This window comes from Luteimonas granuli (assembly GCF_007795095.1).
Classification (GTDB): domain Bacteria; phylum Pseudomonadota; class Gammaproteobacteria; order Xanthomonadales; family Xanthomonadaceae; genus Luteimonas; species Luteimonas granuli.
Map to the genome: position 1 here is coordinate 2,507,567 of NZ_CP042218.1, position 23,963 is coordinate 2,531,529.

At 70.9% G+C, this 23,963-nt stretch carries 15 protein-coding genes, 2 tRNA genes and 2 pseudogenes; 1 reads left to right on the top strand and 18 read right to left on the bottom strand.

Annotated features, from left to right (window positions below; translation table 11 throughout):
* Window position 1: 1 nt before the first annotated feature.
* The 12 genes from FPZ22_RS11670 to FPZ22_RS11730 form a co-directional block, all read right to left on the bottom strand.
* Window positions 2-2,242 carry a type IV pilus modification PilV family protein gene (locus FPZ22_RS11670; RefSeq protein ID WP_144893163.1) on the bottom strand — a complete coding sequence of 747 codons (2,241 nt, stop codon included), beginning with the start codon at window positions 2,240-2,242 and terminating at the stop codon, window positions 2-4.
* 43 nt (window positions 2,243-2,285) lie between these two features.
* Window positions 2,286-2,996 (bottom strand): type II secretion system protein, encoded by a 711-nt coding sequence (locus tag FPZ22_RS11675; RefSeq protein ID WP_144893165.1) that lies wholly within the window; start codon window positions 2,994-2,996, stop codon window positions 2,286-2,288.
* A 10-nt stretch (window positions 2,997-3,006) separates the two neighbouring features.
* Window positions 3,007-4,263 carry a type II secretion system F family protein gene (locus FPZ22_RS11680; protein ID WP_144893167.1) on the bottom strand — a complete coding sequence of 419 codons (1,257 nt, stop codon included), beginning with the start codon at window positions 4,261-4,263 and terminating at the stop codon, window positions 3,007-3,009.
* Entirely contained in the window at window positions 4,260-5,966 is a 1,707-nt protein-coding gene (locus tag FPZ22_RS11685) for a GspE/PulE family protein (RefSeq protein WP_210412667.1), read from the bottom strand. The genes FPZ22_RS11680 and FPZ22_RS11685 overlap by 4 nt, the downstream gene beginning before the upstream one ends.
* Window positions 5,953-7,434, bottom strand: coding sequence for an ExeA family protein (locus tag FPZ22_RS13695; protein WP_168198996.1), 1,482 nt, complete (start codon window positions 7,432-7,434; stop codon window positions 5,953-5,955). Before FPZ22_RS13695 ends, FPZ22_RS11685 begins: the two co-directional genes overlap by 14 nt.
* Window positions 7,431-8,402 carry a tetratricopeptide repeat protein gene (locus tag FPZ22_RS11700; RefSeq protein WP_144893169.1) on the bottom strand — a complete coding sequence of 324 codons (972 nt, stop codon included), beginning with the start codon at window positions 8,400-8,402 and terminating at the stop codon, window positions 7,431-7,433. Before FPZ22_RS11700 ends, FPZ22_RS13695 begins: the two co-directional genes overlap by 4 nt.
* Window positions 8,399-10,147, bottom strand: coding sequence for a pilus (MSHA type) biogenesis protein MshL (gene mshL / locus FPZ22_RS11705; protein WP_210412668.1), 1,749 nt, complete (start codon window positions 10,145-10,147; stop codon window positions 8,399-8,401). Before mshL ends, FPZ22_RS11700 begins: the two co-directional genes overlap by 4 nt.
* Window positions 10,148-10,195: 48 nt before the next feature.
* Entirely contained in the window at window positions 10,196-10,972 is a 777-nt protein-coding gene (locus tag FPZ22_RS11710) for a type II secretion system protein (protein WP_144893171.1), read from the bottom strand.
* A gap of 1 nt (window position 10,973) precedes the next feature.
* Window positions 10,974-13,505 carry a hypothetical protein gene (locus FPZ22_RS11715; protein ID WP_144893173.1) on the bottom strand — a complete coding sequence of 844 codons (2,532 nt, stop codon included), beginning with the start codon at window positions 13,503-13,505 and terminating at the stop codon, window positions 10,974-10,976.
* On the bottom strand, window positions 13,502-14,053 hold the full coding sequence (locus tag FPZ22_RS11720) for a hypothetical protein (RefSeq protein WP_144893175.1): 552 nt from the start codon (window positions 14,051-14,053) through the stop codon (window positions 13,502-13,504). The genes FPZ22_RS11715 and FPZ22_RS11720 overlap by 4 nt, the downstream gene beginning before the upstream one ends.
* 10 nt (window positions 14,054-14,063) lie before the next feature.
* Window positions 14,064-14,891, bottom strand: a complete 828-nt coding sequence (locus FPZ22_RS11725; protein ID WP_144893177.1) for a type II secretion system protein — start codon at window positions 14,889-14,891, stop codon at window positions 14,064-14,066.
* A 152-nt stretch (window positions 14,892-15,043) separates the two neighbouring features.
* A complete protein-coding gene (locus tag FPZ22_RS11730; RefSeq protein ID WP_144893179.1) occupies window positions 15,044-15,835 on the bottom strand; it encodes an AfsR/SARP family transcriptional regulator in 792 nt (263 codons plus the stop codon).
* 113 nt (window positions 15,836-15,948) lie between these two features.
* Here FPZ22_RS11730 and FPZ22_RS11735 point away from each other — a divergent pair, with 113 nt between their 5' ends.
* Window positions 15,949-18,642, top strand: a complete 2,694-nt coding sequence (locus tag FPZ22_RS11735; protein WP_144893181.1) for a serine/threonine-protein kinase — start codon at window positions 15,949-15,951, stop codon at window positions 18,640-18,642.
* A gap of 13 nt (window positions 18,643-18,655) precedes the next feature.
* Here FPZ22_RS11735 and FPZ22_RS11740 read toward each other — a convergent pair whose 3' ends face one another.
* The 6 genes and pseudogenes from FPZ22_RS11740 to FPZ22_RS11765 form a co-directional block, all read right to left on the bottom strand.
* The gene (locus FPZ22_RS11740; protein ID WP_144894165.1) at window positions 18,656-19,525 is read right to left on the bottom strand and encodes a DMT family transporter; all 870 of its coding nucleotides are present in this window, start codon (window positions 19,523-19,525) and stop codon (window positions 18,656-18,658) included.
* A gap of 38 nt (window positions 19,526-19,563) precedes the next feature.
* Window positions 19,564-20,722: pseudogene (murB, locus tag FPZ22_RS11745) on the bottom strand (UDP-N-acetylmuramate dehydrogenase).
* Window positions 20,659-21,657: pseudogene (locus tag FPZ22_RS11750) on the bottom strand (quinone-dependent dihydroorotate dehydrogenase); the annotation flags it as partial. The pseudogenes FPZ22_RS11750 and murB, both read right to left, overlap by 64 nt.
* Window positions 21,658-21,721: 64 nt before the next feature.
* The gene (gene amaB / locus FPZ22_RS11755; RefSeq protein ID WP_144893185.1) at window positions 21,722-23,257 is read right to left on the bottom strand and encodes an L-piperidine-6-carboxylate dehydrogenase; all 1,536 of its coding nucleotides are present in this window, start codon (window positions 23,255-23,257) and stop codon (window positions 21,722-21,724) included.
* Between the two features lie 133 nt (window positions 23,258-23,390).
* Window positions 23,391-23,467: transfer RNA gene (locus FPZ22_RS11760), tRNA-Arg, on the bottom strand.
* A 420-nt stretch (window positions 23,468-23,887) separates the two neighbouring features.
* A tRNA-Ala gene (locus tag FPZ22_RS11765) sits at window positions 23,888-23,963 on the bottom strand.

Here is a 23,963-nt window from a genome sequence, read left to right on the forward strand (position 1 = left end):
CTCACAGGTTTCGATGTATCTGACGGCGTTGCGGGCATTGATACACTGCTGCCGCTCCCTTGTCGCCCGCGGGCAGGTTGGCTAGCGGATCATCGGGATTCCCCCGCCCCCTGCCTTGGCAGTGGTCCTTGTCGTCGAGCTGGGTCAGCATCTTGGCGAGGATGGAGTCGTCGCCCTTGAACCAGGTGTCGATGTTGTCCTCGAACTGTTTGATCTCCTTGGCCAGTTCCTGCTCGCGCCGGTTGGAGTCGACCCATTCCTCCACCTTCTTGCGGCGCGCGACGGCGTCGGCGGTGGCCACGTCCCAATCGAATGCGTAGCTGACCTTCAGTACGCGGTCCTGTGTTCCGTTGTTCAGGACCACCTCCTTGCCTTCGACCGTCTCGGTGCGGGTGCCGACTTCCACACAGTCGTCGTCGTACAGGCCGCCGCCGGATCCTGCCGGTTCGCACACCCATTCCTCGACCCGCTTGCGATAGCGGGGCTTGTCACAGTCTTCCCAGTTGGTGCTGTTGTCGCCGATGCCGCAGGTTCGCTGGGGATGGATGCGCTCCTGGATCTGCGAGCGCAAACTGCCGTCCTTGCCCAGGCTCTCGATTTCGACGAGTTCGTAGGTGGGCAAGCCGTTGTCATCCCGCACCGGTTCGCCGTTGGAGTCCATGGCTGCCCGCGAGGCCACACCCCATGGTGCCAGGCGGTAGTACTCGAGCTTGTCGACCTGGTACTGCATTTTGTCCCACTCGGCCTTGGCGATCTGGGTCTGCTTGTCCAGGCCAATGCGCGGGATCACGATTTCGGATTCGATCTCGTACAGCGGGTTTCCGTGGGCGTCATACAGCGGGTTCCCGTACTCATCCTTCTTCGGCACCGGATTGCCGCTGTCGTCACGCTTGTAAACAACGTCCTTCTGCGTGTCCTCGTCGCACTCCTCCGCATAGAGCGTGCATTTCAGCTGCGAGCGGGCTTCATCCAGATCCTGGGGCACCTTGCCCGTATCGGCCCGGCGCGCCAGGTCGCGTGCCTTGACCGACGCGTCCAGCGCCAACGCGACGAATGGCAGCGATGCCGCCTTGGCCGCCAGGGTCACGCCTTTGGTGCCCAGTCCGACGATGGACGTGACCACGGCGGCGGCCTTCAGCGGCACCTCCCAGCACATGGCGCCCAAAGAGGCGATACAGGTGGCGATAGAGCGGGTGAGGTTGGTGGCTGACGTGACGAGCGTAGTGATCTGGTCGGAGAGGCTGGCCGCAGTGGTGACCAGTTTGAAGATCAGCGAGATCTGCGCCTTGACCGCACCCTGTACCGCCGCTTCGGTCGCGTCGACGTTGCTGGCCTGCAGCAGTGCCAGCGCATCATGCAGGGTCACGGCGGCGGCCAGAACGTCCATGCCCGCCAGCGAAACGTTGTACGGAGAGCCAGAGGACGGGCCGCTGCCCCCCGCCAGCAGCCGGCATCCCAGCGCCTGGCCGAGCCTGTCGAACGTCCGCACGCGGACGCGGTCGTCGTATCCCGAATCCCACTGGCGCCACGGCGCTTCCATGGTCTGTCCGGCACCTGCGTTGGCATCGTCCAGCCGCGTGGAGCCGGCGTGGGAGCCGGCCGCCGCGATGCCGTAGGCCACGTTGCGGGGGACGTGGGCCTGGTTCGTGATCCTCGCCAGGGCGGAGTCGAGACCCGCGGCCTCGGCCAGCTCCAGCGAACGGCACAGGTCCAGCCCGTTGACCGCCGCGAACCGGCGGCGGCCGGTCTCTTTGCCGTCCTTGTCCTTGGTGATGATCTCGCGCGGGCTGCCGTCGATCAGCGGCGGCTGGTAGGCGTTCCCGGGGCGCGTCAGGTCCAGGTGCGCGGACGCGCCGCCCCGGTAGACCATGTAGGCGACCGGTCCGATCTGCGGGCCCGTGCCCGACGCGCCCAGCAGCGTGCGGAGCGGCAGCCAGCCCTGGGCGTTGACGCCGGTGCAGTCCTCTTCGCCGTGCACGGTCGGGGACGGACAGGGCAGCCGCGCGTTGCTCGCGGCGAACGCGGCGACGGCCTCGTCGGCCCAGCGCAGGGTCTGCTCCTGGGTGACCGCCTGCTGCACGGGGCGCTTGGACTGCAGCAGCATCGCGCCCGCGGCGAGTGCGCCGCCGACGAGCACGAGGATCAGCATCACCTGGACGAGGCCGAAGCCGCGCTGGCGCCGGCCGGCAGGGCGGATGGCAGCGAAGACAGGGATGTCCGGAGACGGGTTCTGCATGCTCATGACGGAAAGTCCTGTGCAGGCGGGGAGGTGGGACGGATGGGGCTCACTGGTTCATCCGGATGTAGCCGGTCATCACCGCGACCTGGGCATCCTGGTTCGTGCCGCCGGCGTAGTTGTCGACGTCGGTGAGGCTCCACGGGTTCGGGGCGGGTGGACTGCTGATCGCGCCGAGGTCGCTGTGGCGGTTCAGCTCGCGCATGCGGCCGAAGCGCGCGTCGATGCGGCCGTCGATGCGGACGTCGAGCTGGTTGGCCAGCTCCGGGGTCATGCCGGTCAGCCGCATCACGTTCCTGGCACGCCCCACATAGGCGGTGCCCGGAGCAGGTTCCGCCCAGTCGCCGAGGTTGATGAAGCAGATCTCGAGTTCCTGCGGGTTGCCCCGGCTGTCCTGGTAGACGTAGCGCGTCTCCAGGCCCTCGGCGCGGCCCTGGGGCAGGGAAACACCGCGTCGGAGCATCTCGTCGCGCAAGTCGTCCCTGCACAGTTCACGTCCGAGCTCGCCGCGGACGCGACCGCTGGGATTGGCCATGTCGTCCAGCGGCACTGCGCCGGTCTGCTGCACGTACCGGTCATACGCGATCATCCACCCCTGCACGAACTCGCTGCCGATGCGCTCGGCCACGGCGCTGCGGTAGACGTCGCGGCCGACCGAGACCGCACCGAGGATCAGTGCGATGACCACCAGCACCACGGACATCTCGAGGATGGTGAATCCGTGCGCGGGCCTTGGGGGATGGCGGAGCGAGCGTTGCATCGATGGATCCTCAGAACTGCGGCGACGTGATCGCCTGCTGGACCAGGTCGTAGACCGGAAGCAGCAGGGCGACGATCAGGAACACGAACATGCCGCCGGCCAGGAGCACGACCACCGGCTTGATGATTTCCGAGAGGTTGGTGATCAGCCGCTGCAGGCGCACGCTGTACTCGGCCGAGAGGCGGGCGAACTGCGAGTCGAGCGTGCCGGTCTCCTCGCCGACGCCGATCATGCGCACCATCATCGAGGGGAACCCGCCGACCTGGCGCATGGCCGAGGACACGCGGTCGCCGCGCTCGAGCACCTGGCGGATGGCGATGATGCGGTCGCGGTAGTACTCGTCCTGCATCGCCCGCTCCATCACCTGCAGGCTGCTGACCATGTCCACGCCGGCCTTGACCAGCAGCGACATGTATTCGGTGAAGAAGGCCAGTCCGGACGAGAACATGATCGTCTTCGCGATCGGCAGGCGGTGCAGGGTGTAGTGCACCGTGCGCCGGAACGCGCGGCTGTAGCGCCAGGTCACCCAGGTCGCGAAGGCCGCGAGGACCAGGCCACCGAGGATCAGGCCGATGTGCGCGATCAGCCACTCCGAGCTGGTCATCACCGCGATGGTCAGCGGCGGCAGCTTGGCGTTCATCTGTTTGAAAAGGTCCGCCAGGTTCGGGATCACGTAGTAGATCCAGAAGCCTCCGGCGGCGAAGATCGCCGAGAACACGAAGGCCGGGTAGATCAGCGCCTGGCGGGTGTCTGCGGTCATCTTGGCGATGCGCTCGATGTGGTCCGCGGACTCCATCAGCATCTTGTCCATGGTGCCGGTCTCGTCGCCGATCATGACGAGGTTGCGCACCGTTTCCGGGAACGAGTCGGGATAGCGCGAGAACGCGTCGCTCAGCGAGGCGCCGGCGTCGAGTTCCTCGATCAGGCGCCGCGCGAGCTTGGCGGCGTTGGTAGTGCGCCCCTCGCCGATCTCGTTGGCGACCGCGCGCAGGGCCTCCATCACCGGGATGCCGCTGCTGGTCATCACTCCGAGGTCGCGCAGCATGCCGGCCAGCTCCAGCGGGCGGATGCTGGGCTTGACCAGGTGCGAGATCGAGCGCTGGGTCTCTGCCAGCCAGCCCGGAAGCCGGTACAGCGACAGCACCACGGCGTCGAAGTTCTTCTCCAGCCACATGCGCGCCGAGGAGTCGCGCTCCACCGAGAGCTGGGCGACGCCGCTGCGCACGCGGCCGCTGGAGAGCAGCAGCCGGTAGTAGTAGACGTTCACGGCGCGGGCCCCACGCCGGCGACGCGCATGATTTCCTCGCTGGTGGTCTGGCCCGCGATCACGCGCGCCTTCGCCACGTCCTCGATGCCGCGGAAGCCGGCGCCCATGGCCAGGTTGCGCAGCGCCTCGCGGCCCGCGTCGTCGGCGATGCCGTTGGCCAGGGCCTCGTCCACCAGCATGATGTCGTACACCGGCAGACGGCCGTAGAAGCTGCTGCCGCGGCAGCGCTCGCACCCGGCGCCGCGCTTGCCCCGGGCGCCCGGTGCAACGCCCAGCCAGGCGATCTCCTTGTCGGTGAAAGGCACCTCCACCGAACAGAAGGGACAGTTCTGGCGCACCAGGCGCTGGTTGACGACGGCCAGCAGGTTGTCGGCGATCACCTGGGCCTCGATGCCCAGCGGCCGCAGGCGCGGCACCACGCCGAACACCGTGGTCACGTGCAGGGTGGAGAGCACGAGGTGGCCGGTGGCCGCGGCCTCCAGCGCCGCCTGCGCGGTTTCCGCGTCGCGCATCTCGCCGAGCAGGATCACGTCGGGGTCGTGGCGCAGGAAGTGGCGCAGGGCGGAGCCGAACTCGTAGCCGGCGCGGCGGTTGACCTCGGTCTGGCCGGCGCCGGGAACGCGGTACTCGATCGGATCCTCCACCGTCAGCACGTTGCGCTCGATCAGCGACTGCATGCGCAGCGCCGCATGCAGCGACGAGCTCTTGCCCGAGCCGGTGGGGCCGGTGATCAGCACCAGGCCCGCGGGCTTCGCGAACAGGCGCTCGAGCACCACCACGTCCTCGGGGAAGAAGCCCAGCTCCTTCAGGCCGGCCAGGTCGCTGTGCTCGGGCAGCAGTCGCAGCACGGTGCGCTCGCCGGCGTCGGTGATGATCGTGGACACGCGCACGGTCAGCGCCGAGTCCAGCACCGTGGCGCGGAAGCTGCCGTCCTGCGGCCGGCGCTGCTCGGAGATGTCCATCTCAGCCTCCAGCTTGATGTAGCCGAGCAGGCGATGGAGGCTGTTGGGCATCGCGAACATCGGCCGCAGCACGCCGTCGACGCGGAACAGGACGTGCAGGCTGTCGTCGGACGGCGCGATGTGGATGTCCGTGGTGCGCTCGCGCACGGCGTAGTGCAGCAGGTAGTCGAGCAGCTTCTCCGGGCTGTAGGCGTGGTCGTTGTCGACCGAGAGGCGCTTGATCTCGCGCTCGAGCAGGCTTTCGACCGGGTTCTGGGCGAAGTAGTAGGTGTGGCGGATCAGGCGCGCGACCTTGCCGTACTCGCCCTGCACGAAGCGGCAGCGCAGGCCGCAGCGCTGCAGCACCAGTTGCTGCACCGCGGCGGTGTCGGCGTCGCCCAGCAGCACCTCGAGCGCATCGCCCGTGCGGCGCAGCGGCAGGAACTGGCGCAGCTGGCAGAGCTCGCGGTTGAACATCGCCAGCACCTGCGGATCGGCCTGCGGCAGGGTGTCGACCTGCACGAAGTCGATGCCGTTCATCTCGGCCAGCGTCTGCACGATGTCCGATTCGTTGGCCAGGCCGTGCCGGATCAGGATGCGGCCCAGGCGCTGCTTCTCGACCTCGTTCTTCTGCAGCGCGTACTGCAGCTGGGTGGCGTCGATCATGCCGCGGTCGAGCATCCGCTCGCCCAGGCGCGCGCCGCCTCCCTCCGGGGCGGCGTGCGGCGGCGTGCGGGGAAGGGCGGCTTCAGTCGTGGACATGGCGAGAGGGTTCCGGAACTTCGGGCCCGCCGGCGACGGGGCCGGCGGCGAGGAGGGTGTCGAACAGGTACAGGGTCGCGGCGTCGGGTGCGCCGCCCGCGGCGAGTCCGCGCCGGCTCTGGAAGCGGCTGATCGCGGCGCGCATCCGCGGTCCGTACAGGCCGTCGAGAGCGCCGTCGTACAGGCCCTGCGCGGCCAGCAGCGTCTGCACGTCGAGGATGCGTTGGCGGTCGCCGCCGTCGGCGAGGAAGTCTTCCGGTACAAGACCGGTGCGCCACCCGGCCAGCCAGTGGTCGTCCTGGCGGCGCAGGCACAGGCCGTCCCGCGAGGGCACGTGCTCGAGCCAGGCGTCGGAGACGCGCTGGAGCCGGGCCGGCGCGTCCTGCAGGCGCCGCAGGCAGTCGTCCCACTGGACGTCGCCGGGTGCGGCCGGGATCGCGGGCGCTGCCGGACCGATGGCCCTGGCGGTCGATGCGGTCGCGGCCGCGTGGGCGCTCGGAGGCAGGGCGGCGGCACCGCCTCCCGCATGCGAGTCCGCGCTGCGCAGGGCGAGCGCGACTGCGAACGAGGATGCGAGCAGCACGCCGCACAGCGAGGCCGCCAGCGCCAGCGGCAGGCGCGGATGGCGGCGCAAGGGCCTGGCGCCGGCCTCGGTCGCGGCGGTCCGGACCAGGGTCGCGTCGATGGTCCGCTGCCCGGGTTCGCGCCCGTAAAGGCCGTACAGGCAGCGGTCCATGATCAGGTGGATGCGGCGGGCGTTGCCTCCGCTGGCACGGTGCAGGGCCGACGCGGCCTCGGGGGCGAGCACGATGCCCGGCTCCGGATTGCCGGCGGCGGCCAGGCGGAATTCGACGTAGCGACCGACCTCATGCGCGTCCAGGGCTTCGAGATGGACGTGCTTGCAGATACGGCTGGTCAGCTGGCGGATCCGGGGCTGATCCAGGTTCTCGCGCAACTCGGGCTGGCCCGAGAGCACGATCTGCAGCAGCTTCTCCTGTCCGCTCTCGAGGTTGGTCAGGAGCCGCAGCAGTTCCAGGCTCTCGAGCGTCAGGTTCTGGGCGTCGTCGATCACCAGCACGCAGGTGGTCTGTTCCTGCCAGCGCTCGACCAGGAAGCGGTTGAGCGTCTCGATGTCGGCGGCCGGGCTGTGACCGGTCTCCAGTCCGAAGTCGCGCAGCACCGCCGCCAGCAGGTCGGCGCCCTGCAGGAAGGTGTTGAAGACCATGGACGTGGCCACGCCGTCGCCTTCGAGCGCATGCAGCAGGCGGCGCAGGAAGGTGCTCTTGCCGGTGCCGACCTCGCCGGTCAGCAGGACGAAGCCCGCGCGCGTGCGCAGGCAGTGCGCGGCCTCGAACAGGGCCCCCTCGAGCTGCGTGGTCTGGAACCACGCGGCCGCATCCGGCGTCGGCGGGAACGGCGCGCGCGCAAGGCCGAGGGTCCGCAGGTGGCTGGCGAGCGTCGGGTTCATTGCGGCAGTGCGTCCAGTTCCGCGAGTGCCCGCGCGACCTGCGGCGAGCGCGAATGGCGGTTCGAAAGCCGCCGCAGCCGGCTGCGGGCATCGGCGACGTCGCCGCGGCGTGCGTCCAGCAGAGCGATGTTGACGCCGGCGTTGATGTCGTCGGGCACCCGTTCGGCGATCCGGCGGTAGAGCTGTTCGGCCGCGGCCATGTCCTCGCTGCCGTGAGCCACCCAGGCGCGCATGCGCAGCAGGGTCAGGCTGTCGGCGTGGAGCATCGACTCCAGGGAGGCCAGTGCCTGGCGCGCGGCGTCGAAGTCGCCGGCGGCGACGGCCGCTTCGATCGCCCGCACCGAATGCCGGACGTCCACCTCGTTGCCTCCCGTACCCTGCGCACGTGCGCTGGCGCGCTGTTCGACCTTGATGTTGATCGGTGCCGCGGACGGTGCGGACGGCGCAGACTGCGCCGGGAGGGCCGGCCCGGTCGCGGCATGGGGCGCGGCGGCCGGCACCAGCTGCGATCCGGGTGCGTCCGGAGCCGCCTCAGGCACGGTGTCCTGCGGAGTGGGCTCCCCGGCCTCCGCCACCTGCTGTCCGGCGGCCGTTGCCGTCGGCACGTCCGCAGGGGGAGCCATGGCACCGGCATCGTGGTCGTACGCCGGGGCGGTGGCACCGGCTTCGGGGGCGCCGCCGGTGACGGCAGGGGCCGCTGCTGCCGCGACAGCCGGCGGCGCCGGTTCGATGCCGGTGGATGCCGGCGGTGTCGATCCGATGGCTGTGGACGCCGGCGTCGACTCCGGCCGGCTCAGCGCGGACGCCGCAAGGAACGCCAGCGGTGCGGCGAGCACCGCGCCGGCGGCCAGCAGCAGCCCTTCGCGCCGGCGCGGCGACTGCCGCGCCCACCACGACGCGCGCGGCGCCGGCCGGCCCGGCAGTGCCGGGTCGCCCTGCTGCTTCAGCGCGTCGTAGACCAGGCTCATATCACCCGCACCCGCAGCACCAGCACCAGCTCGCGGGTCTCGTGCGACTTGCCGCGCGAACCGAACAGCCGCCCCAGGCCGGGAACGTCGGACAGGCCGGGGATGCCGCTGTCGCTGGTCGATCCCTTCTGGTCGATCAGGCCGCCCAGCATCACGGTGTCGCCGTCGCGCAGGTTGAGCGTGGTGGTGATGCCCTTGACGTTGATCACCGGCAGGGTGACCGCGTTGCCGTTGGGGAACTCCTGCAGCGCCAGGCTGCCCGGCTCGACCTCGGTCTGCATCGGATGCACCAGCAGCTCCACCGAACCGTTGTCGTGGATCATCGGCGCGACGCCGATCACCACGCCGGAGAACAGCGAGTCGGTCTGGATGTCCGACGAGGTGTTGAAGCCGCCGCCGCCGGAGTTGGAGAAGTTGGTGGTGGACTTGGTGACGTAGCGGATGTTCGAACCCACGCTCAGGTAGGCCGGGCTGCCGTTGCGCACGCGCACGCTCGGGTTGGACAGCACCTTGACGTTGCCGAAGGTGCGCAGCGCGTTGAGCGCGGCCGAGAAGCTGTCGGTGACGTAGCTCAGGCCAAGCGCGCGCCCGGCGGCGGAACCCAGGGTCTGGTTCGGGAACACGATCGAGCGGGGCTGGTCGCCCAGTCGCGGGAAGAAATCGTACTTCGGCGGGTTGTCCGCGTCGTGGTGGCGGTAACCCAGCGGTGTCTCCGCGTCCGGAACGATGGTGGCCGGGTTGCTGCCGTAGATGCCCGCCACGCGGTTGCGCAGCACGTTCCAGTCGACGCCATAGCTCGAGCCGTCGTTGAGCGAGACGTCCAGGATCTGCGCCTCCACAAGCACCTGGCGGCGCATCTTCTGCGTGGTGTGCGAGACCAGCTCCTCCACCGCGCGGACCTGCGACGGCCGGGCGCGCACGAACAGCGTGCCCGAGCCGGCGTCGAGGCTGTAGCGGCCCTGCTCGGGCGGCGGCGGGTCGTCCGGGCCCCGTGCCACGGGCACGGCCTGGTCGGTGCCCAGGATCACCTGCAGCGCCGCGTCCAGCTGCTTGTAGGGGTCGTTGTCCTTGCCGACCGCGCCGGACATGGTCAGGGTGCCGCGCAGCGACTGCCCGCCGCCACCACCGCCGCTCTGCATGCCGGCGCCGAACACGTCGCCGCCGGTCGACAGGTCGATCGAAGTGCTGGAGTTCAGCAGGTCGATGTTGAAGATGCGCTCGCTCATCTGCCCGACCACCAGCGCGCCGCCGCGGGTCTCGCCGTGCAGGTCGAAGGCATCGAGGATGTGGTTGTAGACCTCGCGCGCGCTGACGTTGCGCAGGTGCAGGCTGGTGCGCTGCCGCTGCTCCAGCACGCGCGGGTCGACGATGAGGTTCATGTCCAGCTCGTCGGCCAGCGCCCACAGCAGCTGGCCGACATCGGCGTTGAACATGCTGATGCTGACCACGCTGTCCTCCAGCGGGTCGTGGGCCGGTGCCAGCGGCTCGACGACGGGCGTGGCGCGCAGGGAGCGCTCGATCTCCTGGCGCAGGCGGTCCTGCTGCGCGGCAAGCTTCGCCGACTCCTCGATGATCGAGGTGCCGGTGCGTTCCAGTGCGGCGTGCTCGGTGGGCGGGACGTCCTTGACGCTGCGCGGCGGCATGCCGGCGCAGGCGGCCAGCGACAGGGCGCCCATCGCGCCGACGAGTACGCGCGCGGCGGTCGGCCAGTGGCGCGGGCGGACAGGGGTGGCGTTGGTGGTCATGGGTTCAATGCCTTGAGTGGATGCAGGATCGGAGCGGAGCGACGGCGGTCATCGGACGACCGTCATCACCCAGCCGAGCAGGGTGGTATGGCTTTCGGCCACGACGATGTCGTCGAACGCGGCGTCGCCGGGGTAGCCGGGGTGGGCGACGCAACGGTCGGAGCCGTCCGCGAACTCGCGGTGGACGCCATCGAACTGCGGGTGGTTGCCGCCCTGGCCGTCGCGGTCCGCCACGGGCGCGACCAGGACGAAGGCAGGATTGGCGAAGGTCGAGCCGATGAGGCCGCAGTGGGATTCGACTCCCGCGGTGGCGTAGTGGGGCTGGAGGGTGGACGGTGCGGCCTTCGCGCCCTGTGCCAGCGCGGCGACGAGCCCGCCGCTGCCCTCCAGGTCCGGCGCATCGACCGAGGTCGGCTGCGGCGCGACCAGGTCCGACGCCGCGCTGCCGCGGTAGACGCCGTAGCGCAGGCGCGATGCACGCACCGGCGTGTCCAGGCCGAGCGATTCATAGGGCAGCCAGCCGGTGTTCGCGGTGCCGGAGCAGGTCGAGGTGCCGCCGGCCTCGCGGCCAAGGTCGCCGAAGGGCGAGGTGTCGGGGCAGGGCAGCCGCTTGTTGCGGATGGCGAAGGCGCGCAGCGCCTGGCGCGCGGACTCCGCATGCGCGCGGGCGGCGTTGTGCTGCCGGGCCTGTCCCATGCCCTCGAACGCGGAGGTCATGGTCATGGCCAGCAGTCCGAGCACGCCGACCACCACCGCGAGTTCGACCAGGGTGAAGCCTGCGTCGCGGCGTGGAGTGGATGGAGGACGGTGTGACAGGCCGCCCATGTCACGGCGTCCGTTCCGCCACGGGCAGGCCGGCCGGGACCAGGTCGTAGCGCAGTTTCCCCTGCAGCGCCTGCAGTTCGGCCACGATCTCGCTGGTCCGCTTCTGGCGTGCCGGGCTGTCGGGCTGCTGGGTGGACTCGGCCAGCTCGAGCGCGAGGGCCTGCGCGCGGCGCGCGATCTTCAGGTTGTCGCGCAGGGCATCGAGCCGCATGTCCGGCGAGGCCTGGCCGGATTTCTCGAGCGCGTCGAGTTCGCGCAACAGGTTGTCGACCATCGCGACGTTGCGCTGCGACTGCTCGCGGATGGTCGCGATGGACGCGGCCGCTTCGGCGGGGTTCGTGACGGTCGCAGCCCCGTTCCCGGGCGCTGCGAATGCACTGATGGCGGACCCCGGGGACATCGGGGCCTGCCCCTGCTCCCAGGGCGCGGGCGCCATCGCGGGCGGCGGCGGGGCCACGGCCGGCTCGTCCGCGATCGCGGGCGCAGCGGCCAAAGCCTCCGGAGGCGGGGGTGGCACCTCGGCCCCGCCCAGGCTGCGGAGCACCAGCACCGCCGCGACGCCAACCGCGATCGCGGCCGCAGTCCAGGCGAAGGGCCGGTAGCCCGGGTTCACGGCCGCGCTCCCGTGCTCTGCGACAGGTAAGGGGACTGCACCTGCCGCTCGACGAGCTCGCCGTCCGGGCGCTCGATGCGCACCCGGCCGGCGCCGATGGCGCGCACCCGCGAGCCGTCCGCCAGGCGCGATCCCGCACGGACGCGCTGACCGTCGATGATGGCCAGGCGACGGCCGTCCGCGACCAGCACCATCGAGACCTCGAGCGGGGCGGGTTCGCCCGTGTAACCGGTGCCCTGGGCCCGTGCCGCCTGCCATGCGCCGGTGTCGGCGGTGGGAGCCGCGGAGGGCAGGGCGAGCAGGGGCCGCCCGCCGTCGACGAAGCTGGCGCGCCGCAGCGACGCGGTGCGTTCCTGCGCCTGCCGGTTGCGCTCGATCGCGGCCCGCAGCTCGGCCATGGACGCGGTCTCCTCGGCGTCGTGGCCCAGGTGCAGGATCGCCGGTTTGGCGATCACCATCGTCGCCAGCCAGCCGGTGACCGCGAGCCAGACCGCGAGTGCGATCATCGCGAGGAACTTCATCTTCATGGCTGCCCCCCTGCGTGGCGACCGGGCTCTTGAGCAGATAGGAGAAGAAGTCGCCGCCCGAGCGGTTGCCGCCGCCGCCCTGCGGATCGACCGGCTGCGGGTCGAAGCCCGCCCGGCGCAGGCGCTCGACGAAGTTGGCCACCTGCATTCCCGGCGTGCCGCGGTACGGATCGACCACGCCGTCGACGCGCAGGACGTATCCGTCCTCCGGCTGTTGCGGCTGCGGTGCGACGGGAGCGCCCCGCGGGTCCGCCTGGACCGGCTCCTCGAGGCGCACCCGCAGGATCCTCACCTCGCCGCCCGAGGCATCGCGCACCTGCGCGAGGCTGGCGGTCGGGTCGACGCCGGACTGCAGCCGCGCTGCGCGTTCGAGGAAGTCGATGGTGGCCTGGAAGCCGTCGGGGATCGCCTCGTCGGCGCGCAGCGACTCGATCCGTTCCTCGGTCGCGGCGATGTCGCCGCGAAGCTGGGTCGCGCGTGCGTTGGCCTCGCTGCCACTGATGGTCCAGCGTGCGCCAAGCGTGGCGAGCGCGATCGCGAACACCAGCGATGCCGCGCTGGCGACCGGCAAGGCCCATTCGGCGAACCAGGCCAGGCGGCTGATCGCAGGGTTGACGGCGACCGCCGGACCGGCGTTCGCGTCGATCCAGGCGATGCCGCTGCGGTACTCGCGGCCCTCCTCGTCGACCACGCGGCGCAGCGGCACGGTCGTGACCGCCAGTCCGCTGCGTGCGGAGAAGATCTCGCGCAGGGCATCGTCCCCCCACGCCGCGCCCTCCTCGGGGCGTGCGACCAGCACCGGGCACCATTGCATCGACAGGGGATCGAGATTGTCCTCGCCGCTGCCCAGGTCCTCGGCGAACTGCTCGGCGAGCGCGCCGACCGTCATCGCCAGGTCCTCCGGGTGGTCGCTGTAGGCGAGCGAGGTGCGGTAGACCATCTCGTGCTTGAGCATCGCCAGCACGCTGATCTGGCGGCCGGATTGCAGCACCAGGCCCTGGCCCGGCGTGAGCGACTTCAGCAGCAGCGAGGTGAAGGGGACCAGCAGGCAGTGGTCGGGCTGCGCCTCCGCCCAGGCGTAGGTCTGCTGCCACAGGTCCAGCGGCACGGCGGTGAACAGCGTCTGGTAGCCGCCGGCCATGTTGCGGGTCCTGTGGATCAGGATCTTGCTTTCGCTGTCGATCAGGCCGTCGGAGCGCAGGCGCTTCTCGATCAGGGCGACCGCGTGCGCGGGACTGCCCTCGAGCGAGATGACGTTGCTGACCGCACCCTCGAAGTCGCTGACCACGACCGCGGCGCGCTGCAGGCGCGGGCGGGAGTCGCTGCGGGAGAGGTTCTGGCCGTCGAAGACCAGCCAGCGCCCGTGCTGCTGGATGACGTGGAGCAGGCTCATGGCGCACCCGCCTGTTCGGACTGGAGGGGGCCGCCGGCGTATCCGGCGGTCTGGAAGAGGAGGCTGCCGCGCAGGGTCAGGGTCAGCGGCGCGGGCCGCCGGTCGGGGGCGTCGGGCGGATCGAACAGGCCCTCGTCGGGATGCGTGACCGAGACCTCGAAGGACTCGGCGCCGAACATCCGCTCGTGCGTGCGCTGCATCGTGGCCAGCAGCGGCAGCGCCTCCTCGCGGCTCATCTGGCTCTGGCGGAGGTTGATCAGGCGCTCGCCCCAGGCACCCGGCGCCAGCCCGTGGGAACGGGCCGACGCCAGGAGTTCCTGCGACGATTTCGCGTAGTCGACGCGGAGCCGCGCTTCCTGCTCGCGGATCCGCGCCTCGGACAGCACCTGGTTGGCGGTGCCGAGCCGCTCGTAGGCCTCCGCCAGTCCCGATCGCGCGTTGACGAACCAGGCCGCCGACAGCACGAGCGCACCCAGGGTGGTGGCGAACAACAGCAGCGATGTGCGGCGCGAGTCCCGCAGGCGCCTGAGCACGGCGGAGGGTTTCATCGGCGACGGCCTACTGGTTCATCTTGTAGTTGGCGACCAGCGTCATCACCTGGTCATCGTCGGTGGCGGTGCCGAAGGTCTCGTCGTCGGTCACGCCCGCGGTGAACGAGCCGGTGTTGTTGCCGCCCCACTCGGCACCGATCGCCTGGGCCGAGGTCGCGCCGCCAGCGGCGGTCGTCGGACGGGTGGCGATGCCGTACTGCCTGAAGGCGCCGTTGGCGGCGTCGGCCTGGCCGTCGATCATCTGGTCGAGCGCGCGCGCGAGGTCGGGCGTCAGGCCGGTGATGATCATCGAGTTGCCCGAGCCATGGAACGAGCCCGGCTTGTTCCAGCCGAAGCAGACGCGGATTTCCTGCGGGTTGCCGTTGGTGTCGAGGTAGGCGTAGCGGTCTTCCTTGCCCTCGCCGCGGCCCGGCGGCAGGGTGATGCCGGCGCGGCGCATCATGTCGCGCAGGTCCGCACCCTGGGCGCCCTCCCGCTGGCGGGCGAAGCCGGTGGCGGTTGGCAGCGGATCGGTGCCCGAGCAGATCAGCGCGGGTTCGGTGGCGCCCGCCATGTTCCCGCCGGAGAAGCCGGTGGTGAAGCGCGCGCCGTTGACCATCAGCTGCGGCGCCGCCTGGTTGTCGCCGACCGGTGCGCCGTAGCGCTGGTGGTAGCTGTTGTAGGCGACGACCCACTGGTCGACGAACTTCTGCTTGATGCGGTTGTATTCGGCGTTGCGCTGGACATCGCGGCCGATCATGACCGCGCCGAGGATGACGCCGATGATGACCAGGACCACGGCCATTTCGACCAGCGTGAAACCGCCCTGCTGGCGGCGGGTGCGACGAGCGTGCATTGGATTTTCCCCTGGGTGGTGGCAGGGCCCCGGCGTGGCGGGGCGACGCGTGCGCATCCTGGGGCGGAGGGGTAAGAGGTGCGTAAGGGCACCGTAAGAGAGTTGCCGGCCCCTGTGTCGCGGGCGGCGCGCACCGGGCGCCGCCCGCCGCGTCAGGGGGAGAGCGCGGGCAGCAGCCGGGCGTAGAGCTCGCTGGTCTCGGGGCTCGGCGCGCAGTGCAGGTGCATGCGGAGCGTGCGCTCCAGATCGGTGTAGACGCGCTGGACGGCATGGGGGGCACCGTCTTCGGAGAGCAGCAGCATCAGCGCCCGATGGTGGCTTTCGTTCCAGGCGTCGATCCTGACGATGCGCCAGCCGATCTCGATCGCCTCCATGCGCTTTCCGAGGTCGCGGAAGCGGTCGCGCAGAGCGCACATCAGCCGGATCTCGCGGCGCAGGAAGTGTTCGCGGGTGAAGCCGAGCCAGTCCTCGAAGTCGGTGCTGTCGGGAACGCAGACGCCTTCGAGGAACAGGCCGCGGTGCTGCCAGCCTCCGCTCCCGAGCAGTCTTTCCACCACGTCGGCCTCGTCCACGAGCAAGGGGTCGAGGAGGTCGATGTCGAAGAGCAGCGCCGAAGGATCCTCCGGGATCACGCCGATGGTGGTCTTGTCGGCGCGGATCAGATCCGGAAAGCCGAGCCCGCGGAACAGCTGCTGCAGGTTGCTCAGCACCTGCCTGAGGTTGGTGCGCGCGGCCGTGGCGTCCAGCCTGGGCCAGAGCATCCCGGCCAGCTGTTCGCGCGGATGGCGTCGCCCACGCTCCACCGCCAGGTATCCGAGCAACGCCCAGCCCTTGCGGTATTGCAGTTGCAGGTCCGTTCCGGTGCCCGGTTCCGGCAGACGGGCGACACCCAGAAGGTGCAGCCGCGGCATCGCCGGATGCCCCGGGGTGGGTGGTTTGGTCATAGGTGTGTCGCCCCAGGGGCGGGAAACTACGCGAAACGCCCTCGACAGACAACGCCGGCGTGCGTTCCGTGCGCTACCATGGCCGCCGGGGAAATGAAAGCGATCCAGTTCGCATGATCACTCCCGTCGATGACGGAGAAGACGCACAGGCGACGATAGGCCTGGCCGCGGGAGCCACCACCGCCGGTGACGCCGCTGTGATGGCGGGCGCGCGCATCGGCCCGTACCGGCTGCTGTCCCTGCTCGGGCGCGGCGGAATGGGCGAGGTCCATGTCGCCCGCCAGGACGAGCCGGTGCGTCGCACGGTGGCGCTGAAGCTGCTGCGTGCACGCCATCTGGACACGCGGCGCCTGGTGCACTTCGAGATCGAACGCCAGCTGCTGGCGCAGATGCGCCACCCGGCGATCGCGCAGATCTTCGACGCCGGCACCACCGCCGACGGCCGCCCCTATTCGGCGATGGAGCTCATCGACGGCCTTCCGGTGACCGCCTACTGCGCCGGAGAGCGGCTGCCGCTGCGCGAGCGCCTCAAGCTGTTCATGCGCATCTGCGAGGGCGTGCAGCACGCGCACCAGAAGGGCGTGGTGCACCGTGACCTGAAGCCCGGCAACATCCTGGTGGCCAAGATCGACGGCCGCGCGCTGCCGAAGATCATCGACTTCGGAATCGCTTCCATCACCTCGGGGGGAAGCTCGGACGGCGGCAGCGGCGATGCCCTGGGCACGCCGGTCTACATGAGCCCCGAGCAGGCCGCCAGCGCCGATGACATCGATACCCGCAGCGACATCTATTCGCTCGGCGTGCTGCTGCACGAGCTGCTGTGCGGCCACCGGCCGGCCGCCGGCGGAGCGCATGCCTTCCGGCCGTCCGCCAGGCTGGCGGAGCTGCCGCGCGCCGGCCAGGCGCGGATCGCCGACGCGATGGGCATGGGCGTGGCCGACCTGCGCAGGGTCCTGGAGCGCGATCTCGACTGGGTGGTGGCCCGCGCGACCGCGCCGGATCGCGCGCAGCGCTACGGCTCGGCAATGGAGCTGGTCGACGACATCGGGCGGTTCCTGGACGGTCGCCCGCTGGGCGCGGTCCCGGACAGCAGGCGCTACCGCTGGGGCAAGTTCGTGCGCCGCAACCGCGGTGGCCTGGCCGTGGCCGCGGTGGTGCTGCTGGCGCTGCTGGGCGGCCTGGCCGTGTCGCTGTACGGCCTGGGCCAGGCGCGCAGCCAGCAGGCGCTGGCCGAGGAGCGCGCCAGGCAGCTCGAGACGGTGTCGCGTTTCCAGCGCGCCATGCTCGGGGAGATCGACATCGAAAGCATGGGCCTGCGGCTTGCGACCTCGCTGCGCGCACAGGTCGAACGCGCGGCGCCAGGCGAGAAGGACGCGCTGGAACGCGTGCTCGCCCAGGTGGGGACCGTGGACGTGGCGCGCGAACTGGTCGGCGGAAGCATCCTGGGGCGGGCCGAGGACGCCATCGGCCAGGACTTCGCCGACCAGCCGCTGCTTGCCGCGGACCTCCGCGAATCGGTGGCCGAGGTGCGCAAGTCGCTGGGCCTCTACACGAGCGCCGCCGCCGGCTTCGGCGAGGTCGCCGACCTCCGCGCGCGCCTGCTGGGCCCCCGTGCGGAGCCGACGCTGCGCGCGCGCCGCGAGCAGATCAGCCAGCTCCTGAACGGCGGTCGCGACCAGCTCCGGGAGGCGCGAGCGGTGATCGAAGGCGCCGGCCAGGAGTTCGCGGCGCTGGCAGAGGACGATCCGCTGCGCATCGGCTTCGAGATGCATCGGGTGGTGTCCTCGACGGCGGACGACCAGCATGCGCGTCGCGACGGCCTGCACGCATTGCTGCAGCAGGCCCGCCGTCTGCTGGGAGAACGGCACCCGGTGGCGCTGGAAATCGCCAACTACTACGCGATCGCGCTGTCGCGGGTGGGCGAGCGCACGGAGGCGAAAGCCCTGTTCGAGCAGCTGCTGCCGGTGCACGTCGAGGAGTTCGGCGAGCTCCATCCGTTGACCTACAGCGTCAGGAGGAATGTGGCGGTCGCCCGGGTCCAGGCGGGCGATTTCGACGGTGCGGTCGCGATGCAGGGGGAACTGGTGGCCGGCGACGTGCAGCAGCGCGGCCTGGAGCACCCGTCCACCCTGGCGTCGCGCGGCACGCTGGCCGCCATGCTGACCGACGCCGGGCGCGCCGGGGAGGCCGTGGCACTGGCGCTGGCCGTGCTGGACGGCAACGTCCGCGTGCTCGGGCCCGACCACCCGCAGACGCTGCGCAGCAGGGTCAACGCGGCGACGATCATGGCCCGGCTGCAGCGCTACGACGAGGCACTGGCCATGCAGGACGAAGTGATCGAGGCGCGGACACGGGTGTTCGGTCCGATCCATCCCGACACCCTCTTCATGCGCATCAACCTGCCCGCGACGCTGCACCAGGCCGGTCGCACGGACGAGGCGCTGGCGTCGATGGCCACCGTTCTGCCGACGGTGCGCGAGACCCTGGGCGATGCCCATCCCACGACCCAGATGGCCATGGACATCCGCGCCATGATCGCGCGCGAAAGCGGCGACCTGGCGCTGGAGATCCGGACCCTGAGGGAGCTGCTCGCCTGGCGCCTGGCGGCGCCGGGCCAGGGCGACCTGAAGACCGCCGAGACCGCATGGCTGCTCGCGGGCGCCCTGCGCGAAGCGGGCCAGGCGGCCGCGGAGGCCGATGCGCTGTGGGAGACCCACGTGCAGCCGCTGCTGGACGCGCCCGTGGAATCCCTGTCGCCCGGCCACCGGCGCCTGGCCGACGCCATCCGCAGGGAACAGGCCGCCTGAGCGCGCGGACGCGCTACTCCGCGGGCTTCGCCGCTTCCACCGGCGCGGTCGTCGCCGCCCGGCGCGCCAGCTGCACCTCGCGGTGCGCGATGTAGGCGTTCGCGGCGAGGATGATGCCGGCACCCAGCAGCGTCCATTGCGTGGGCGCTTCGCCGAACAGCAGCCAGGCCGCCAGCGCCACCAGCGGCAGCTGCATGAAGCTGATGGGCTGCAGCGCCGAGACCTCGCCGATCTCCAGCGCCCGCGTCCACAGCAGCTGGCCGCCGGTGCCGAAGGCGCCGAGCAGCAGCAGCCACAGCCACTGGATGCCCTGGGGCCACTGCCAGGCGAACAGCGCCGGCACCAGCGACATCGGGACCCAGAACACATAGGTGTAGAAGACGATGGTGTCGGCGGCGTCGATCCGCGACAGCTGCTTGATCTGGATCGCGACCAGGGCCGAGAGCAGGGCGCCGGACAGCGCCACCAGCGTGCCGAGGCTGAACTCCGCGCTCCCCGGGCGCACGATCACCAGCACGCCCACCAGGCCCACGGCGACCGCCGACCAGCGCCGCAGGCGCACCGTCTCGCCGAGGATGAACACGGCGGCCACGGTCGCGAACAGCGGCGTCGCGTAGGACAGCGCCACCGCCTGCGCCATCGGCAGGTGCCCCAGCGCCCAGAAGCCGCAGAGCATCGAGGCGACGCCGATCGCGCAGCGCAGCAGGTAGCGCGGCAGCTGGGTGGTGCGCGGCAGGCGCCAGGTGCGCCGGAACAGGAAGGGCAGCAGGAACAGCAGGCCGAAGAGATTGCGGAAGAAGGCGATCTCGTAAGTTGAAAGATCCGCCGAGGCCAGGCGGATGGTCACCGCCATCGCCGCGAAGAAGGTGGTGCTGCCGAGCATCAGCAGCGCGGCGCGCGCGTGCGGGCTCGCGGCCGGGCTCACCAGTCGGCCCCGACGATGCGCGGCTCCGGCTCCAGCGCGACGCCGAAGCGCGCCTGCACCGAGGCGGCGATGCGCCGCGCCAGCGCCAGCAACTGCTCGCCGCTGGCACCGCCATGGTTGACCAGGACCAGCGCATGGCCGGGAGCGACCCCGGCGTCGCCGTCGCGGTATCCCCCTCCAGCCGGCGGCGTCGATCAGCCAGGCCGCGGACAGCTTGCGCAGGCCGGGCGCGCCGGCATCGAAGCAGGGCAGGCCCGGGTCCGCGGCCAGCAGCGCATCGGCCTGAGCCTTCGGCACGATCGGATTCTTGAAGAAGCTCCCGGCGTTGCCGAGGACGGCGGGGTCGGGCAGCTTGCGTCGGCGGATGCGACAGACTGCTTCGGACACCTGCAGCGGCGTGGGTGCGTCGATGCCCATGGCCGCGAGTTCGTCGGACAGGCCGGCATAGCCCAGCTCCGGTCGCGGCACGCGCGACAGCGCGAACTCCACCGCGGTCACGATCCAGCGGCCGGGCTCGCGCTTGAAGCGGCTGTCGCGGTAGGCGAAGCCGCAGTCGGCCGCCGCCAGGCGCACCCGGGCACCCGCCTGCCGGTCCCAGGCCTCGACCGCATGCACGCGGCGGTCCAGCTCGACGCCGTAGGCGCCGATGTTCTGGATGGGAGAGGCGCCGACCGTGCCGGGGATCAGCGACAGGTTCTCCAGCCCGGACAGGCCCAGCGCCAGCGTGTGGAGCACGAAGTCGTGCCAGCTGCAGCCGGCCTCGGCGCGAACGAGGAGGATGTCGCCATCGCCATCATCGCCGCCGCCTCCGCTGCGACCGGCCGCTTGCCCCTGCACGCTGACCGAGTCGCCGGTCATGGCCAGCGCCACGCCCTCGAGATCCGCGGCGAACAGCAGGTTGCTGCCGCCGCCCAGCACGAGCAGTCGGTCCCCCTCGATGCGCGGGTCGGCGAGCACCGCGGGCAGCGCGTCCGCGTCGGCGACCTCGACCAGCCAGTCCGCGCGCGCGGGCACGCGCAGGCTGGTGCGATCGGTGAGGTCGGCGGCGGGCGTCCAGCGCACGGCGGAACCGGCATCGATGGCGGCGGCGCTCACAGGTTGGGAACGTTGCCGCGGCTGGGAGCTTCCTTGCGCCGGCGGATGGCCTCGACGCATTCGCCCACCAGTCCGGGCCCGCGGTAGACCAGGCCGGTGTAGAGCTGCACCAGCGAGGCGCCGGCGGCCATCTTCTTGGCGGCGTCGGCGCCCGAAAGGATGCCGCCCACGCCGATCAGCGGGATGTCGGCCGGCAGGCGCGTGCGCAGCATCCGCAGCACCGCGGTCGACTTGTTCATCAGCGGTTCGCCCGACAGGCCGCCGGCCTGGTGGGCGTGTTCATGGCCCTGCACGGCGATGCGCGAGACCGTGGTGTTGGTGGCGATCACCCCGTCCACGCGCAGGTCGCCGAGTACGCGGGCGGCGGCGTCGATGTCTTCGTCGCTGAGGTCCGGCGCCACCTTCACCAGCAGCGGCACGCGGCGCCCGTGGAGGACGGCCAGCCGCTCCTGGCCGTCGCGCAGTTCGGACACCAGGCGGCGCAGCGCCTGTTCCTCCTGCAGCTCGCGCAGGCCCGCGGTGTTGGGCGAGGAGATGTTGACCGTGACGTAGTCGGCCAGCGGGTAGACGCGCTCCAGGCAGAGCAGGTAGTCGAGGTGCGCCGATTCGTTGGGAGTGTCCTTGTTCCTCCCGATGTTGATGCCCAGCAGGCCGTCGCCGCGGCGCTTCGCGCGATCCACGTTGCGCACCAGCGCCTCGACGCCGTCGTTGTTGAAGCCCAGGCGGTTGATGATCGCCTGGTGCTCGGGCAGCCGGAACATGCGGGGCTTCTGGTTGCCGGGCTGCGGCCGCGGCGTGACCGTGCCGATCTCGACGAAACCGAAGCCCAGCGCCAGCAGCGCGTCCACGTATTCGCCGTTCTTGTCCAGCCCGGCGGCCAGACCGACCGGGTTGGGGAAGGTCAGGCCGAGCAGCTTCGTCGGGAACCGGCGCGGCTCCGCAAGCAGGCGCAGCAGCCGCAGGCGGTGCAGCGCCCCGAGCGAGGACAGGGCGAGGCCGTGCGCGCGTTCCGCATCGAAAGCGAAGAGGAAGGGGCGCGCCAACCCGTACATGGAGGCCTCAGAGGTCGAACTTGATGCCCTGGGCCAGCGGCAGCGCATCGGACCAGTTGATGGTGTTGGTCTGGCGGCGCATATAGGCCCTCCACGCGTCCGAGCCGGATTCCCGGCCGCCGCCGGTCTCCTTCTCGCCGCCGAAGGCGCCGCCGATCTCGGCGCCCGAGGTGCCGATGTTGACGTTGGCGATCCCGCAGTCGGAGCCGGCCGCGGACAGGAACTTCTCCGAGGCCTTGACGCTGTTGGTGAAGATCGCCGACGACAGGCCCTGCGGCACGTCGTTCTGCATCGCGATCGCGTCCTCGAGCTCCGAGTACTTCATCACGTAGAGGATCGGCGCGAAGGTCTCGGTCTGCACCACCTCGGCGTCGTTGGACAGGCCGGTGATGATGGTCGGCAGCACGAAGAAGCCCTTGCGGTCGGTCAGCGCACGGCCGCCGGTCTCGACGGTGCCACCGGATGCCTTGGCCTTCTCGATCGCCGCCAGGTAGGCGTCCACCGCCGACTGGCTGTTGAGCGGACCCATCAGGTTGCCCGGGTCGGTCGGGTCGCCGATCTTCTTCTCCACCTGGCCGTAGGCGGTCTTCAGCTTGGCGAGCACGTCTTCGTAGATCGACTCGTGGATGAAGACGCGGCGGGTGGTGGTGCAGCGCTGGCCGGCGGTGCCGACGGCGCCGAACACGATCGCCGGGATCGCGAGCTTCAGGTCCGCGGTCTCGTCGACGATCATGGCGTTGTTGCCGCCAAGCTCGAGCAGCGAGCGGCCCATGCGGCGGGCGACGCGCTCGCCGACCTGGCGGCCGACCTTCGTCGAACCGGTGAAGCTGATCATCGCGACCCGCTTGTCGTCGACCATGCGCTCGGCCAGCGAATTGTCGGTGTCGTTGAACACGAAGAAGAGGTCGGGGTAGCCGCCATCGCGCAGGGCCTCGTTGCAGATGCGCATCGAAGCGATCGCCGACAGCGGGGTCTTGCCCGAGGGCTTCCAGATCGAGATGTCGCCGCAGACGGCGGCGATGAACGAATTCCAGGCCCAGACCGCGACCGGGAAGTTGAACGCCGAGATGATCCCCACGATGCCCAGCGGGTGCCACTGCTCGTACATGCGGTGGCCCGGGCGCTCGGAATGCATGGTCAGGCCGTAGAGCTGGCGCGAGAGGCCGACGGCGAAGTCGCCGATGTCGATCATCTCCTGGACCTCGCCGTCGCCTTCCGGCTTGGACTTGCCCATCTCCAGCGCGACCAGCGAGCCGAGCGCGTCCTTGTTGGCGCGCAGCGCATTGGCGCAGAGGCGGATGGCCTCGCCGCGCAGCGGCGCCGGCGTCGTGCGCCAGGTCCTGAACGCGGCCCGGGCGCGCTCGACGATGCGTTCGTAATCGGCTTCGGAGGCCGCATGCACCTGCGCCAGCACGTCGCCGTCGGTCGGGTTCACGGGTTCGAGCACGCCGGCGTCGCGGGTCTTCGACCACTCGCCGTTGCCGAGATAGGTGCCGGATTCCGTGCCGGACAGGCCGAGGGCGGTGAGGACGGGGTGGGGCATGGGTGTGACTCCTGGTGGCGGCGATGCGCGGCGGGCGCGCAGGTCGTGAAGTTCGTGCAGGAGCGGCCCTTGGCCGCAACCCGGCCCGTCCCGGCGTCCGGTCGCGGCCATGGGCCGCTCCTGCAGGCGGATGTGGCGCCCCCGGCGCGATTCGAACGCACGACCTTCCCCTTAGGAGGGGGACGCTCTATCCAGCTGAGCTACGGGGGCAGCGGGGCGCAATTCTGGCACGCGCGCCGGAAGCGGGCAAAAGCGGGGAGTGGAGTCCGGCCGCCCGCCGCGGACGCAGAGGGGGGTGCCGAGTCGGGTGTGGGTACGCGCCGTCCGCCGCGGACGCAGGCGGATGCCCAGCCGGATGTCTGCGCGTCCTGCTCCCACATCCCGCCGCCAGCCATCCATGGATGGCCGGCGGCCGGCAATGGGAGCAGGACGCGGAGACTGCCGGGGGAGCACACCCCCTGTGCGCGGGACGGGCTGCGCGGACCCCAACGGAGCCGCTCCTGAGCGCGGGACGGGCTGCGCGGACCACAACGAAGCGGCTTCAAGCCCGCGCGGAGCCGGCCCGGCGGCGGGAAAAACGACGAAGGGCTGGAGCGGTGCGCCGTCCAGCCCTTCGCGTGTCTCTGTCTGTGGTGGAGCCAGGGAGGATCGAACTCCCGACCTCGTCATTGCGAACGACGCGCTCTCCCAGCTGAGCTATGGCCCC